Source organism: Pseudaminobacter sp. Soil_N_29 (genome assembly GCF_057656055.1).
The window spans coordinates 85,566-101,228 of the sequence record NZ_JBDGLC010000007.1; the positions used below are offsets into that span (position 1 = coordinate 85,566).

The 15,663-nt window shown below is 64.2% G+C and carries 13 protein-coding genes; 10 read left to right on the plus strand and 3 right to left on the minus strand.

The window, feature by feature from the left end; all coding sequences use genetic code 11:
- Positions 1–33: 33 nt before the first annotated feature.
- From AC3A4H_RS16595 to AC3A4H_RS16610, 4 genes are read left to right on the plus strand one after another with little or no spacing between them, the layout of a single operon-like run.
- Positions 34–1,005: an extracellular solute-binding protein gene (locus tag AC3A4H_RS16595; RefSeq protein ID WP_487767684.1), complete on the plus strand. Its 972-nt coding sequence runs from the start codon at positions 34–36 to the stop codon at positions 1,003–1,005.
- Positions 1,005–2,114, plus strand: coding sequence for an ABC transporter ATP-binding protein (locus AC3A4H_RS16600; protein WP_487767685.1), 1,110 nt, complete (start codon positions 1,005–1,007; stop codon positions 2,112–2,114). Before AC3A4H_RS16595 ends, AC3A4H_RS16600 begins: the two co-directional genes overlap by 1 nt.
- Positions 2,111–4,234, plus strand: coding sequence for an ABC transporter permease (locus AC3A4H_RS16605; RefSeq protein ID WP_487767686.1), 2,124 nt, complete (start codon positions 2,111–2,113; stop codon positions 4,232–4,234). The genes AC3A4H_RS16600 and AC3A4H_RS16605 overlap by 4 nt, the downstream gene beginning before the upstream one ends.
- An 8-nt stretch (positions 4,235–4,242) precedes the next feature.
- A complete protein-coding gene (locus AC3A4H_RS16610) occupies positions 4,243–5,481 on the plus strand; it encodes an aminotransferase class III-fold pyridoxal phosphate-dependent enzyme (RefSeq protein ID WP_487767687.1) in 1,239 nt (412 codons plus the stop codon).
- A 158-nt stretch (positions 5,482–5,639) separates the two neighbouring features.
- Here the strand turns inward: AC3A4H_RS16610 and AC3A4H_RS16615 are convergent, their stop codons facing one another.
- Entirely contained in the window at positions 5,640–6,521 is an 882-nt protein-coding gene (locus tag AC3A4H_RS16615; protein ID WP_487767688.1) for a LysR substrate-binding domain-containing protein, read from the minus strand.
- 99 nt (positions 6,522–6,620) lie between these two features.
- Here AC3A4H_RS16615 and AC3A4H_RS16620 point away from each other — a divergent pair, with 99 nt between their 5' ends.
- The 6 genes from AC3A4H_RS16620 to AC3A4H_RS16645 are packed head-to-tail and all read left to right on the plus strand — an operon-like array spanning position 6,621 to position 13,289.
- On the plus strand, positions 6,621–7,817 hold the full coding sequence (locus tag AC3A4H_RS16620) for a trans-sulfuration enzyme family protein (RefSeq protein ID WP_487767689.1): 1,197 nt from the start codon (positions 6,621–6,623) through the stop codon (positions 7,815–7,817).
- Positions 7,818–7,854: 37 nt separating this feature from the next.
- Entirely contained in the window at positions 7,855–9,453 is a 1,599-nt protein-coding gene (locus tag AC3A4H_RS16625; protein WP_487767690.1) for an ABC transporter substrate-binding protein, read from the plus strand.
- Positions 9,454–9,462: 9 nt separating this feature from the next.
- Positions 9,463–10,398, plus strand: a complete 936-nt coding sequence (locus AC3A4H_RS16630) for an ABC transporter permease (RefSeq protein WP_487767691.1) — start codon at positions 9,463–9,465, stop codon at positions 10,396–10,398.
- 2 nt (positions 10,399–10,400) lie between these two features.
- On the plus strand, positions 10,401–11,294 hold the full coding sequence (locus AC3A4H_RS16635; protein WP_487767692.1) for an ABC transporter permease: 894 nt from the start codon (positions 10,401–10,403) through the stop codon (positions 11,292–11,294).
- Entirely contained in the window at positions 11,291–12,271 is a 981-nt protein-coding gene (locus tag AC3A4H_RS16640; RefSeq protein WP_487767693.1) for an ABC transporter ATP-binding protein, read from the plus strand. The genes AC3A4H_RS16635 and AC3A4H_RS16640 overlap by 4 nt, the downstream gene beginning before the upstream one ends.
- 16 nt (positions 12,272–12,287) lie before the next feature.
- Positions 12,288–13,289: an ABC transporter ATP-binding protein gene (locus tag AC3A4H_RS16645; protein WP_487767694.1), complete on the plus strand. Its 1,002-nt coding sequence runs from the start codon at positions 12,288–12,290 to the stop codon at positions 13,287–13,289.
- Here the strand turns inward: AC3A4H_RS16645 and AC3A4H_RS16650 are convergent.
- Positions 13,281–14,813: a GMC family oxidoreductase gene (locus AC3A4H_RS16650; protein WP_487767863.1), complete on the minus strand. Its 1,533-nt coding sequence runs from the start codon at positions 14,811–14,813 to the stop codon at positions 13,281–13,283. The two genes, AC3A4H_RS16645 and AC3A4H_RS16650, sit on opposite strands and share 9 nt — an antisense overlap.
- Before the next feature lie 46 nt (positions 14,814–14,859).
- Positions 14,860–15,537 carry a FadR/GntR family transcriptional regulator gene (locus AC3A4H_RS16655; RefSeq protein ID WP_487767695.1) on the minus strand — a complete coding sequence of 226 codons (678 nt, stop codon included), beginning with the start codon at positions 15,535–15,537 and terminating at the stop codon, positions 14,860–14,862.
- Positions 15,538–15,663 lie beyond the last annotated feature (126 nt).

Genomic DNA, 15,663 nt, shown 5'->3' on the forward strand with positions numbered 1-15,663 from the left:
AGCATAGAAGTTCTCGCAGCCTCGGAGTTTTTCATGTCTACCCGTTCAATTTCCAACATCGCGCGGATTGCCGTTCTGGCTGCCACCGCAGTCACATTGGCAAGCGGCACGTCCCTTGCCGCGGAGGTCGTCATCTACAACGCCTCCGACAGCGTCAACAGCGCGCTGGTCAGCGCTTTCAACGAGAAGCACCCGGACATCGAAGTGAAATTCGTGTCGGGTTCCACCGGCCCGATCGCCGAGCGCGCCATTGCCGAGAAGGCCAAGCCGCAGGCGGACGTGATCTATCTCGTCAACAACTTCGCGCTCGAACAGCTCAAGCAGGCCGGTGTGTTCGAGCCCTATGAGCCGAAGGACTCCAAGATCGCTCCCGAGTTCCGCGATCCCGATGGCTTCTACAACAAGTATTTCGCCACCACGATGTGCATGGTCGTCAACAAGGAGCGGCTGGAGCAGAAGGGCCTGCCCATGCCCACGACGTGGGAAGACCTGATCAAGCCGGTGTACAGCAAGGAAATTGCCCTGCCGTCGCCGCTCAAGTCGGGAACCGGTGGCGCAATCCTGTCGACCTTCGTCGACGCGTTCGGCTGGCCGTTCGTCGAGAACCTCAACGAGAACGTCTATCAGTATTCGGATGGCGGCTCGGGCGGTGCGGCCATGGCGGGCGCTGGCGAAGTCTCGATCGGGTTGACATTCGACACCACCTGCTTCCAGACCAAGTCCTCCGGCAAGCCCGTGGAAATCGTCTACGGCCGCATCACGCCCAACGTGACGGAAGGGGGCGGCCTGGTTGCGGGCGGCCCCAACCCGACCGAGGCCAAGATTTTCCTCGACTTCATGGCCAGCAATGACGCGGCCGAGGTCCTGGGCAAGGTCGTTGGCGCTACCGCCGCCCCCGGCTACGGCCTCGTCGACCTCAAGGACATCACCCTGTGGGAAATGCGCCGCCCGGTCGACATGTCGGCCTTCAAGCGCGATTTCGCCACCCGCATCCTGAAGCAGTAATGGCGGACGCGGCCCTTCGCTTTGCACCGTCGCAGCCGGCCCTCACAGAGGGCCGGCCGCATCTGGCGGTTCGCAACGTCGTCAAGGCCTATGGCAAGGGCCGTGCGGTTGACGACGTGACACTTGAACTCGCCAAGGGCGAGTTCGTGACCCTGCTCGGCGATTCCGGTTGCGGCAAGACTACGCTGCTCAGGATCATCGCCGGCTTCGCCCAGCCGGACGGCGGGCGCGTAACGAGGGCGGAGCAGGATGTCACCGACATGCCGCCTGCTCGCCGCCGCATGGGCTTCGTTTTCCAGTCCTATGCATTGTTCCCGACGAAGACGGTCGCCGACAACATTGGCTTCGCGCTCACGATAGGCTCTCGGGACCGGAAGGAACGCGAGCGGCGCGTGGCCGAGCTCGCGCAACTCGCCGAAATCGACGGGTTGCTCGACCGATATCCGCATGAACTGTCGGGCGGCCAGCAACAGCGCGTGGCGCTGGCGCGCGCATTGGCTTGCGACCCGGAAGTGCTCCTGCTCGACGAGCCGATGTCGGCACTGGATGCGCGCATCCGCGTAAAGCTTCGCAACGAGCTGCGCGCGATCGTCGACAGGCTCGGCATCACCACGCTCTACGTGACGCACGACCAGGAAGAAGCCCTGGCGATGTCGGACCGTGTGGCCGTGATGCGCAATGGGCGCATCGAACAGATCGGAACCCCGGCGGAGATCTACCACTGCCCGCAGTCCCGGTTCGTGGCCCAGTTCATCGGGAGCTCCAATCTCGTCGAAGGGCGCGTGGTTGCAGGCGGGCTGGATTCGTCGGGCGATTTCTGGCCGCTGGTCCTGGGACCTCACCTGGCGCCCGGTGAAACCATCACCGTGCTCTACCGGCCCGAGCACATTGGGGTCGTGCAGGGTGGCGGCGGCGTTGCCGGCCAAATCGAGACAACCACCTTCCTCGGTCCTGTCGTTCGCCTCAGCGTGAGGCTTGCGTCCGGGCGCATCGTTATCGTGGACCGGCCCTCGCATGAGGCCGCCCATCTCTGGTCACGCGGCATGATGGTTTCGCTCAAGCCCGACGCGCAGCGCGCGATGATCATCCCTGGCGAGAACCGGTCATGATGCGCTTCATGCGCCAGTTGCCGCGCGCGGTCGTTACCGGCGTCGTGGCGTTTCTCCTGGCGGTCTTCATCGCCGTTCCGATCGGCATGGTCCTCGTGGAAAGCTTCGTCATCTCCGGGACGATGCCGCCGGCTCGCCTGAAGGCGGTGACGATGGAGGCAATCGCCGAGTTGCCGCCGGCCGAGAGGGACAGCACGGTTCAGCGATGGGTCGATTCTGCGACCGAGGCCGAGCGCGTCGAGGCGACGGCGGCTGCATTCAATCTCGCTGAGGTCCCGATCGAATGGGACCGCAGCGCCGCCTATTCAGAGCAGGCCAAGGCGATGGAGGCTGCCATGGCCGCCCTTCCGGCCGACCTGCGGGCAACCATCGAGGACAACTACGCGATCGCCCATGTGATGCTTCACAAGCGCACCGCGCTGGCGTTCAAGGTCAAGGATCAGCTTGGCCAGCAGGCATTCGACACATTGCGCAACGGAACTGACGACCGTTGGGGCCTCGACCACTACCTCAAGCCGTTCCAGGATTCGTATCTGTGGAACGCAGCCATCAACAGCCTTACGCTGGCCGGCTTTTCAGTCGTTTTCACGGTGTCGCTGGCCTTCGCGCTCGCCTACGGCATCAATTGCGGCGGCGTGCCGTGGCCATCCGCAATGCGCGTGGCCTTCCTGATGCCGCTGGTCGCACCGCCGGTGCTGATTGCCACGGCCACCGTCATGCTGTTTGGCCGCCGCGGGCTGGTGACGCACACCTTTCTCGACCAGGGCCTCGGGCTCATCAACGCCGACGAGACCAATCTCTACGGCTTCTTCGGCGTCGTTCTGGCGCAGGTGCTGTCCTTCGTTCCCGCCACGCTGATCATTTTCGACAACGTCATGCGCAGGCAGGACGGCCGTATCGACGAAGCCGCCGCCGGCCTCGGCGCCAACCATTTCACCACCTTTCGCCACGTCACGCTGCCGATGGCCCTTCCGGCTTTCAAGCGCGCCGTCGTGCTCGTCTTCATCATGAGCCTGACGGATTTCGGCAACCCGATGATCCTCGGCCGCGACACGCCGGTGCTTGCCGGCGTCGTCTATGACGAGATTACCGCGTACCGGAACACGCCGCTCGCGGCCGCCCTGTGCGTCTGGCTCATCATTCCCTCCCTGCTGCTCTATCTCGGGCTCGAGATGTTTGGCCGCCGCAAGGGCTATTCCAGCACCAGCGCCAGCAGTCGCTCGGAACTGTCCATGCCGCGGTCCTGGCGCATCGCGCTGACGTCGATCGCCGGTACGGTGGTTGCCCTGATATTCGCGATCTACGGCACCATGGCGCTCGGCGCGGTAACCCGCGTGTGGGGCGTCGACTGGAGCCTGACGCTCGGCTACTTCTCCGAAAGCGGCGTGGATGTCGGGCTTGCCGGCACCGGCTATGGAAGTTCGGATCGTGGGCTGGACAATGTCTGGGACAGCCTTCGCCTCGCAGCAATCGCCGGGCCGCTCGGCGGGCTGTTCGCCATCGTGATCGCCTATGTCGTGGAGCGCCTGCGGCCGCCCGGCGCCAATCTCATCGTCTTTCTGGCGCTGGTGCCCGCGATCCTGCCCGGCATCATCTTCGGCATCGGCTACATCGTCGCCTTCAATCTTCCATTCGGCATCGATAGCCTGTCGCTCACCGGCACGTCGGCCATTCTCGTGCTCAACATCCTGTTCGCGAATGTGTTCGTCGGCGTGCTCGCGGCACGGGCGGCTCTGCAGCGCATGGACCGGTCCGTCGACGAAGCGGCGGAAAGCCTGGGCGCCGGCCTGGTGTCGCGCTTCGTGCGCGTAACGCTGCCGATGCTGCTTCCGGCTCTCCTGCTCGGCATGCTCTATGTCTTCATCGACTCGCTGACCACCTTGTCCTCGGTGATCTTCCTGGTCTCGGGCAATCACAAGCTGGCATCGGTCGCGATCTTCAACCATGCCAATTCGGGCGAATATGGCTACGCCGCCGCCAAGAGCCTGGTGCTGCTGGTTTTCGCGGTCGCGGCCATGGGCCTCGCCTGGCTGATCGAGAAGCGCAAGAGCCTCGTCAGCCGTCGCCTCTCCCTGCGGCGCTGGTCGCCGCTTCTTCGCTTCTCCACGAACAATCGCTGAGCAAGACAATGCCAAACAACCTCGTCGATCGCGACGCCGCGGCCTTCTTCCACCAGGAAGGGTCGAGCCCATGCATCTCCGCGCTGCGTGCGGCGGAAGGCATCTGGCTCGAGGATGTTGATGGGCGGCGCTTCATCGACCTGCACGGCAACACCGTCCACCACATAGGCCACCGGCATCCCGAGGTGGTGGCGGCCCTGAAGCGGCAGTTGGAGACGCTGCCCTTCTCGCCCCGCCGCTTCACCAACGAGCCCGCCGTCGCGCTTGCCGAAAAGCTGCTCGCGCGCTGGCCCGGGGCGCCGGCCAGGGTGCTCTTCGCGACCGGCGGATCCGACGCGATCGAGATTGCGCTGAAGCTCGCGCGCGTGGCCACCGGCCGCCATGAAACGATCTCGCTTGAAGGCTGCTATCACGGCCACGGCTTCGGCGCGTTCGGCCTTACGCAGGCCCGGCCCGACGCCCGCCTCGGGCCGCTCCTGCCTGGGCGCTGGCACGCGACGCCATACTGGGCGCCGGACAACGGGCCCGAGCGCATGCTTGAGGACATGTGCCGTGCATTCGCGCAGTCGGATGGAGGCATCGCCGCGGTCATCGCCGAGCCGATCCGCTCGAACTGCCATGTGCCGCCGCCGGGGCTATGGCAGGAAGTGCGCCGCCTGTGCGACCAGCACGGCGCGCTGCTGATCTTCGACGAGATTCCGTCCGGCCTCGGCAAGACCGGCCGCTTCTTCGCCTTCGAGCATGTCGGCGCGGTGCCCGACGCCGTGGTCATGGGCAAGGGCCTGGGAGGCGGCATCTTGCCGATTGCGGCCGTGGTCGCGGACGCGCGCCTCAATGTGGCGCCGGAACTCGATCTCGGCCACTACACCCACGAGAAGAACCCGCTCACCACGCTGGCGGCCCTGACCACCATCGAAATCATCGAGCGCGACGGGCTTGTGGAGCGCGCCGCCGAACTCGAGGCGCGGATCATTGAGCGCATTGCCGAGATCTCCCGGCGAAGGCCGTCGATAATCGGCGTGCGGGGGCGTGGCCTGCTGCTTGCGGTCGAGTTCGATCCGGCCGCGTGTGGTATGGTTGCCGGGCCGGAGTTCACCTCTCGCCTCGTCAGCGCCTGCATGGCCGAGGGCCTATCCACCACCTCCAAAGGGCCCGTAAGCATCGGCCTTTCGCTACCGCTGACGATCACCGATGCCGAGCTCGACCTCGTTCTGGACAAGCTCGAGCGGGCGGCAGCGGCGGTTTAGCGCCGGCGCGCCTCGAACATCGGGCTCAAATCGGTCAGGAAACCGTTCCGAACGGGGTCCACGTGAGCACACTTGGGTTTTGAGGCGGCGAAACGCTGACCCTGGGAGTGTCGGATGAGAGCCTCGAGCACAGAATGGCCAGGAGTTGGGTCGCTGGGCTAACGAGCCATCAAAAGTTGCTCAACGAACTCGTTGACGATTTTTGGCGGATGCCGGTTCGGCGGCAACAGTAGCAGGGTCCGGAAATAGATTTCCGGTTCGAACGGCCGAAGCACCACGTTCCCGTTCAGATAGGGCGACGCGGTCAGCGGGTTGACCATTCCGCACCCCAATCCGGCATCCACCATGGCACAGATCGTGGTGGAATAGGGCGTCTCCAGCACGATTTTGGGCTGGACGCCACGGTCGGAGAAGATCGCTTCGGCCTGGCGTCGGGTCGTGTCTTCCGGCGCCAGTGCGATGAACGGCTGGCCGTCAAGGTCTTCCGGCCGGATAACTCCCTTGGCGGCCAGCGCGTGCCCTTTGGGCATCGCGATTTCGACCCTGTAGTTCTGGAAGGTGCGGGCTTCCACGCCGGCAAGGTCGATCTCGTCGGCCGCGAGCCCGACATCGAACTGGCCTGAGGCGACAAGTTCCTTCACCTCCGATGAAAGGCGCGCCTGGAAAGTGATGGCCACGTTGGGATGCCGCGTTTGAAAGCTCTTCAGCGCCTTGGGCATGACATTCGTGCTGAGCGCCGACAGGCTGGCGACCCGGATTTCCCCGGAGCCGAAATCCCTGATCCGCGCGGCCGTGCCTCTGAGGTGCACCAGGCCCGAAAACGATGCCTCTACCTCGCGGAAGAAGAGATTGCCTTCCGCAGTAGGCGACATCCGGCCCTTGATTCGATGAAAAAGCGGGAAGCCGATGACCCGCTCCAACTCCTGAATCGCCTTGCTAACGGCGGGCTGCGATATCCGCAGTATCTCGGCCGCGCGCGACGCCGTGCCCGTCTTCATGACGGCGTGAAACACCTCGATCTGCCGCAGGTTCATCGACATATTATAACCTCAGGGAATAACGGGGCTCGATCTTAATATTGGACAGAATAGCTTTCAACGTGGTCTCTTCGCTTCGCAGTCGAGGGGATTTTTTGAACGATGGATGACCAGACCCGGTGCGTGATCACGCCTAAGCTGAAGATAGACGGTTTCGATGCCCTGGGTACTGCCGTCTACCGCGGCTCGACGATCGTGTTCCCGGATGCCGCGGCCTATGCGAACAGGGGCCAGCGGGGCCCCGACGGATATTCCTATGGCCTCTACGGCACGCCGACGACGCGGACGCTGGAGCGCAAGATCACCGAACTCGAGCAGGGCTATCGCACGCTTCTGGTTTCGTCGGGACAGGCGGCGAATGCCATCGCGATGCTGTCCCGCATGAAGGAGGGCGACAGTATCCTGATCGCCGACACGGCCTATCCGCCAGTGCGCGACTTTGCCAGCAACGATCTTGCGAGGTTCGGCATCACCGCGGCCTACTACGACCCGACCTCGCCCGAGGAGGTCGAACGCCTAATCGACGAGAGAACAAAGATCGTCTGGTGCGAATCGCCGGGCTCTACGACCATGGAGGTGCAGGACCTGCCCCGGATCGCCGAGATCGCGCACCGGCACGGCGCGCTTGTCGGATGTGACAACACCTGGGCGACGCCGCTGAACTTCAAGCCTCTGCTTCACGGTGCCGATATCGTCACCGAGGCGCTGACGAAGTACATTTCCGGCCATTCGGATGTCCTCATGGGGTCCATCACGGTTGCCGCCGAGACACATTTCCAGGCCATCCGCTCCACGATGGGGCGCCTGGGCATCGGCGTCTCGCCCGACGACGCGTCGCTGGTCTTGCGCGGCATGGAGACGCTGGGTGTGAGGATGAAGCATGCGCATCAAGGTGCTATGATCGCGATCGCCTGGCTTGAGCAGCATCCGCTCGTCCAGCGCGTGCTCTATCCGGCTCTTCCGACCTCGGTCGGCCACGACATCTGGAAGCGCGACTTCGCGGGGGCAAGCGGCGTCTTCAGTGTCGTCCTCGTGCCTGAGGCTGTCGAGCACGTTCCGGCAGCCCTCGACGCGCTGAAGACCTTTGCCATCGGAGCATCCTGGGGAGGGACGCGAAGCCTGGTGGCCCCGATGCCGGTGAAGGCGAACCGTTCCGCGACCACCTGGGAGGGCGATGACCTGATCCTGCGCCTGAGCATAGGGCTGGAGGCGGAGGAAGAGCTCATGGCCGACCTTCGGCGCATGATGGCTGCAATCGAGGCGCGGATCGATCCGGAACGGCTGGGCGCCGAGGCGTGATCGACAATTCAAACCACAAGTAACTGGGGGAGAGAGAATGACCAACATCAGGGATTTCATGCCCATCAACCGGCGCTCGTTTCTTTCGGGCGCGTCAAGGCTGCTGGCCGTTTCGGCGGCATCGTCGATCATCCCGTCGATCGTCTCGGCGTCGGAACTGAGGGACACATTGAGGATCGCCGTCGCCAAGCCGGCGGGCGACCTGAACCCGCACAAGTACACCGGCCTGTGGGGCGTTCAGGACCTGCTGTTCGAACCACTGGTCAAATACGGGCATGACGGCCAGATCGAACCGGGCCTTGCCACCGAGTGGGCCGTCGAAGACGGTGGAAAGCTTCTCAAACTTACCTTGCGCGCGGGTGTCACGTTCCACGATGGCGCGCCCTTCGATGCCGAGGCCGCCGACTGGAATCTCAAGCGCTGGATCGGTCTCGATGCGAACAACTGGATGAATTCGTCCCGGCTGTTCGACGGCACGGAAATCGCCGACGACCATCACATCAATATCCGTTTCAAGGAACCTGTTCTCGGCCTGCTGCAGGAGCTTGCATACGTGCGGCCCGTTCGCTTCCTGAGCCCCAAGTCGGTGGGGGCCGATGGCACCTACAAGGAGCCGATCGGCACCGGTCCGTGGCGGCAGTTGAGCGCTGGCAACGAGGGCAGCGCCTTCGAACGCTATGACGGCTACTGGGGCGACAAGCCTGCCTACAAGAATCTCGAAGTAAAAGTCCTCCCGGACTCCCGCGGCAGAATGGCGGCGCTGCGTGCTGGCGACGTCGATCTGATCGGCGGTGCATTCGTGTCGCCGCTTACGGCGACTGAAGCCCAGAGCCTGATGGCTGCGGGCGTGGATGTGGTGGTCGAGCCCGGCACCACGACCATGGTGATGGCCTTCAATCCAGACCGAGTGGCCGCCCTCAAGGACCCGCTCGTCCGCAAGGCAATCAATCTCGGCATCGACCGGGATGCCATCTCGAAGGTGCTTTATCGCGGACTGGCACAGTCGACCGGCAATCTGTTCTCCGAAGCCGTACCGCTCTCGGGCAAGCGCTTCGACGTTCCCATGCATGACGTCGAGGCAGCAAAGTCGCTGCTGGAGAAGGCGGGCTGGGTGGGAAGCCCTATCCGCCAGAAGGACGGCAAGGAACTTGCGATCGAAATCGTGGTCAGCGAGGAGCAGATTCCCGGCTCACGGTCGGTTGCCGAAGTGGTGCAATCGGAGTTGCAGGAACTCGGCATCGCCCTCACCATCCGCTCCGTCGACCATGCCTCGCGCCACAGCGACATCCCGGAGCGCAAGTTCGACTTGGCATTCTTCCAGACCTTCGGCGCACCCTACGAGCCCTTCGGCACGGTGGTCGGCCTGTTCCTGTCCACCTACGACAATGGCGTGGACGGCAAGCTGTTCATCGATCCGGAAAATCTCGATCCGCTCGTCACGGCGGCCATGTCGGCACCCGAGAGCGAGATGGAGGCTGCTCTCCAGAAGGTCTATGACTGGCTGCACGACAACGACGCGATCGCGCCTCTGTTGTATGTTCCGGGCATCTGGGCGCATTCGAGCCGCGTGAAGGGCTTCCACGGCCCGGCGACGGAATACGACATGCCCTACGAGAACATCACCCTGTCGGAATAGGATAGCAGCGTGCTCGTCTTCATTGCAAAAAGGGCGCGCAATGCAGTGCTGCTCTTGTTCCTGGCGTCCGTCCTCTGCTTCACGCTTGTGGTTTCCGCCCCGGGCAATGTGGCAATCCTGATCGCCGAACTTCGAACGCCGACCGCCACCAAGGAAGACATCGCCAAGGTGGAAGAAGAGCTGGGGCTGAACAAGCCCCTGCTCGAACGCTATGGCTTCTGGCTGCAGGGGGCCCTGAACGGCAATCTGGGCATCTCCTACAAGACGGGGGAAGACGTCGGCACCGCCCTTCGGAGCAGGCTTTCGGTTACCGCCACGCTGGTGGCGGGCGGTGCGGTGGTCGCCTTCGTGCTGAGCCTGCTGGTCGGTTTCATCGGCGCGCTTTGGGCCCATCGGATCCCGGACTTCATCACGCGCGGTATTGCACTTCTCGGTGCCTCGACGCCATCCTTTTTCGTCGGCGCCCTGCTGGTCTATGCCTTTTCGGTGAGCTGGCACCTCTTCCCCACCTTCGGCTTTACGGGGCCGGTGAGCTGGGTACTGCCCTGGCTGACGCTCGGCTTCCTGCCGGCGGCCGTGCTCAGTCGCGTCGTCAGGGTCGGCTTCGAGGACGCGATGGCCAAGCCCTATGTGCTGACCGCCCGCAGCAAGGGCTTCTCGCCGACGCGCATTCTGTTTCGCGATGCATTGCCGAACATCTCGCCGACCTATCTCAACGCGCTCGGAACGCAGATCGGCACGATGGTCGTGGGCGCCGTGGTCGTGGAGCCGCTCTTTGCCTGGCAGGGCCTGGGCGACCTGTTTCTCGCCGGGGTCCGGTTCCGCGATTTCATGGTCGTGCAGGCATGCCTGCTGGTCTTCATCACGTTCTTCATCATCCTGAATGTCGTCGTCGATATCGGCATCACGCTGACCGATCCGCGCCTGCGGCGCCAAAGGAGCTGAACATGCAGTCCATCAAGGCATTTGCGAAAGCCGTCGCAGCATTGCCCAGAGCCGCGGTGTTCACGATCGGTGCATTCGTCCTCCTGGGGCTCTTCGCACCCTACATCACGCCCTACGATCCCAATGCCCAAAACCTCTTGATTGCCGGAGAAGGGCCGAGTCTGGCCCACTGGCTGGGCGTGGACCATCTGGGACGCGACACGTTCAGCCGACTGGTAGCCGCCGCACGCACTTCGCTGGTCGGCGTCTGTCTGGTCCTTCTGTGCGCGCATTCCATCGGCATCGTGATCGGAACGATAGCCGGCTACCGGCGCGGCTGGACAGACGAGGTGCTGATGCGCGTCGTGGACGTCGGCCAGGCGATCCCCAGCCTCATCGTCTCGCTCGCCGTCATCGGCATCTTCGGCGTCAGCTATTGGAACATGATTCTCGCGCTGGCGCTCGCATGGTGGCCCAGCAGCGCCAGAATCAGCCGCGCGGTTGCGGTCAACGTCATGAACAAGCCGCACATGGAAGCCCTCAGGGTGCTCGGCGCCAGCCCTCTGCGCATCTACTTCGTGCATCTGTTCCCAGCCACGCTGGGTGCCGTGCTGGTCTATGCGACGGCGGATGCCGGGGCTGTGGCGCTGGCCATCGCGACGCTGAGCTTTCTCGGGCTGGGCATCCAGCCGCCGACGCCGGAGTGGGGTCAAATGCTCGTCGATGCTCTTCCCTACCTCGAAGCCGATCCCCGGCAGGTGATCCTCCCGGGACTGACGCTCACGCTCGCCGTCATCGGCTTCAACATCCTCGGCGAGGCTGTCGCCCTGAACCGTGTACCGAAACCTCTGGGCGCGCGCATTCTCGCCGCGCGGCGCCGGATCACCGCAAGCTGGGCAACGGAGACGCGCTCATGACTGCCGAACCGATCCTGACCGTCAAGGATCTGACGATCAATCTATTGACCGCCCACACGGCTGTCAGGCCCGTCGATGGCATCAGCTATCAGCTGCGGCGCGGCGAGACGCTGGCGATCGTCGGGGAAAGCGGCAGCGGCAAGACCGTTACCTGTTTCGCGCCGCTCGGCCTCATGCCGGTCGGCGTCAAGGCGGACGTCTCCGGCTCGGTGCTGTTCGAAGGCACCGAACTGGTGGGCGCAAGCGAGGAGACCTTGCGCGGCCTGCGTGGAAAGTCCATCGGCTTCATCTTCCAGGACCCGATGAGCGCGCTCAACCCCGCCCGCCGGATCGGGCACCAGATCGCGGAGGTGGCGGAGCTCCATCTCGGCATCACAGCCCGCGCAGCGGAGGCGCGCGCACTCGACCTGATCAAGATGGTCGGCATGTCCGACCCGGACTCGCGGCTGAAGCAATATCCGCACGAGCTCTCGGGCGGCCTGCGGCAGCGCGTGATGATCGCGATCTCGATCGCCGCCGAGCCGAAGCTCCTGGTGGCGGATGAGCCGACCACCGCCCTCGACGTGACGGTGCAGGCGCAGATCCTGCGGCTGCTCAAGGAAATCCAGGCCCGGATGGACATGGCCATGGTGCTGATCACGCACGACATGGGCGTCGTCGCCGGAGCCGCGGACCGCGTGCTGGTCATGTATGCAGGGCGGCAGGCCGAGGTGGGGCCGACGGAAAAGGTGCTCGTCGCGCCACGGCATCCCTATACGATGGGCCTCATCGACGCCATTCCACGGCGCGACGACGCCATCGGTTCGCGCTTCCGCGGCCTGCCCGGCCTGCCGCCGATCCTCGGCGCTCCGATCAAGGGATGCGCTTTCACCCCGCGCTGCGGGCATTCCGTCGAAACCTGCGGCATCCATCGCCCTCCGCTGAGGGCAACCGCAGACCCGGCCGTTCTGGCCGCCTGCCCTGTGTTGAACGCCTGAATCGAAGGAGAGCGAAATGAAAGCAGTTCTCGAAGTCGAGCATCTGGTGACCAGCTTCCCCGGCGTTTCACGCGGCAAGACGGTCAGGGCCGTCAACGATGTCTCCATCGTTCTTCATGCCGGCGAGATCGTCGGCCTCGTGGGCGAATCCGGTTGTGGAAAATCGACGCTTGGCCGATCGATCGTCGGTCTGGAAAAGCCGGTGTCCGGGCGGGTGATCTTCGACGGCGCCGATCTCGGTACATTGGGCGGAAATCGTCTGCGCACTGCACGGCGGGCGATCCAATATGTGTTCCAGGACCCTTACGCATCGCTCAACGATCGACAGACCGTCGGCGAAGCGATCGATGAGGCTCTCATCATTGCCGGTGTTGCGTCGAAGGCGGACCGAACTGCGAGGATCGGGCAGCTTCTCGATCAAGTCGGTCTTGCCTCGGCCGTTCGCGACCGCTTCACGCGTGAGCTATCAGGCGGACAGCGCCAGCGCATCGCCATCGCTCGATCGCTGGCCGTCGAGCCGCGCGTGCTGATCTGCGACGAACCGGTCAGCGCGCTGGATCTCTCGATCCGTGCCCAGGTGATGAACCTGTTCCTGGAACTGCGGGAGCAACTCGGTGTCGCATGCTTGTTCATCGCGCACGACCTAGCTCTGGTTCGGCAGGCGGCGACGCGCGTGTATGTGATGTATCTCGGCAAGATCGTCGAAGGCGGCGGGTCCGAAGAGGTCTACAGCCAGCCGAGCCATCCCTACACGCGACTGCTCCTTGCCTCGGTGCCGGAAGCGGACCCCTTCGTCGAGCGCCAGCGCAAGGTGCCTCTCATCAAGGGCGAGATACCGAGCCCAACGAACCCGCCGTCGGGATGCTTCTTCAGGACCCGCTGCCCGCTGGCGACAGAAGAGTGCGGAAACGGGGAGCCGCCTAGCATCCTCGTCAGTCCCACTCACCGCGTTGCATGCAGAAATGCCAACGAGGTCGCCCAAAGGGCACTCGCAGCATCATCTATTCAATCAGGATGAAGCTCTGGCTGCCCAACTTTCCGCGATAGCGACAACGGCGGCATTGATCGGGCCGCTCGGAATTTCCGGAATGATGGAGGCATCGACCACGAACACGTTGTCCAGCCCATTCACGGCCAGCTCCGCATTGACGACAGCGTCGTCGTCGATTCCCATCCGGCAAGTGCCGCAAGGATGGTGGTGCGTGGAGGCAGCGCGAGCAATAAAATCGTCCAGCTCCGCGTCGGTGCGCGCGGCCGGTCCCGGCTGGATTTCCACATCGCGCCACTCCACCAGTGCGGGATGATGGCCGACTTCGCGCGCGATCTTCAGCGCCCTGCGGAAGGTAATCCGGTCATGTTCGGTCTCGAGATAACGGGGATCGATGATCGGCGTGTCGTTACGACCGGGCCCGCCGGGCAGGATGCGCCCGCGGCTGGTCGGGTGCGTGACGCCGCAGAGTATGGTGTAGGCCGCGCCATAGGCAGGGGCTTCGAGCCCCTCGGCGACGGAAGGGGCGATGACGCAACCCAGCACGATATCCGGGCTGCCAACGGTACGGCTTATGTCCCCACTATGCAGGTACATCAGCGATTCCGAATGCTGTAGCCGGGAAGGCGGCACCGGCTTCCTGGAACGATAGACATTGCCGAGCGCGAGGAGATGATCCTGAAGGTTGGCCCCGATTTCGTGACGCTCGATCCTGGGGCGGATACCTGCCGCGCGCAGCGTTTGCGGATCGCCTATCCCTGAGCGCATCAGAATGAGCGGCGAGGAGACGGCACCGGCGCAGAGAACCACGCGGTCGGCCGAGATGCTGTGCGCGACGCCATCGTGCACCGCGATAACAGAGGTGGCCCGGCTGCCGTCGAGCGTGATGTGCTCGATCTCGTAGCCTGTGAGCAGGGTCAGGTTGGGGCGCGCCAGCACCTCCGGAGTGAGATAGGCGTCGGCGACGCTCAGGCGGCGGCCGTTGCGGATGTTGAGCGAATTGGGCGTGGTGCCAGCAAGCAGACCGGTATTATGGTCGCTGATTTTTGGCGCGCCAAGCGCGTTGCCGGCGGCCATGTAAGCGCGCGCAATCGGGCTGACCGCATCGCCAGGTAGCATGACATCAAGCGGGCCGGCATCACCGCGTGAGGGTGCGGCGAAGGCAGAAAAAGCCTCGCTGCGCTTGAAATGCGGGAGGAGCCCTTCATAGGACCAGCGCGCGCCGCCTGCTTTTTCCCAAGGGACAAAATCGTCCGGATGGCCGCGCAAATAGGCCATGGCGTGCAGGCAGCTGGAACCGCCCACCACTTTCCCGCGCGGCCATTCGTGGACACGGTTAGCGGTGAAGGGCTGCGGGATCGTCTTGTAAGCCCAGTCGTAGGCGCGTCCCTGGATTTGCGTCCACTTCAGCGGATCGGCAATGTCGGGGTCGGCGGGCATATGCCCCGCCTCGATCAAGCCGACCCGACAGGTCGCGTCCTCGCTCAGTCTGCTTGCGATCACCGAGCCGGCCGAACCGGCGCCGACGACCAGCACGTCGAAGTGCTGGGTCATGTTCCCCTCCCAGTAGAACGATGAGCGATGTTTGATGAGGCCAGCTTCAGGCGGCAGCAATGCCCATGTTGGCGCGCTCCATGATACGCTTCTGCACGGCCAGCAGGTGGCTGCGCATGGCCGCCTCGGCCGCGTCGGGATCACGCCTGGAAATGGCGTCTGCGATTTGCCGGTGCTCGCTGTCGCGCTGGCCGATGCGCTTGGGGCAGGTGGCCGGCTCGGTATGCGCGACCTGTACGCGGGCGTCGACGCCGACCTGGCGCAGCATCTTGTAGAATTCGCCGGCCAGGTGGTTTCGAGCGGCGCTGGCGATCGCCATGTGAAAGGCAAGATCCACTTCACCCGAGCGGGTGTGGTCCTGCGTGCTTGCAGCATCGGCGATGCGTGCGATCTCGAAGGGCGAGGCACGCAGCGAGGCCAGCCGCGCCAGGCTCGGCTCCAGGATCAGGCGCAGCTCGATCACTTCCAGGGGATTGGTCAGCCGGATCAGTTCCTCGCCGTAGCGCGGCAGCGCGGCAGAAGCGCGCTTCGGGCGTGCCGGTTCCAGATCGCCGGTGCGTCGCAGCATTTCGAGCGCCTTGCGCAGTTGGTGACGCTTTACGTTCAACTGGTCGGCGAGGTCCCGCTCCGAGGGGAGCTTGCCTTCTTCGTGCTGTATCCGACGAACTGCCGCGACAATCTCGTCCAACTCGGACGGTGCGACCTCAGGCTCAAATTCCGTCACTATCCAGTCTCCTCAAACTACTGCGCGCCGGGAGCCGGCGATGGTCTCAGCTCATGGTCAACGCGCTCAGTGCGCTACCCCATGGTCGAGCGTCGACCAATCTAACCATTTCGACATTGGTTGACA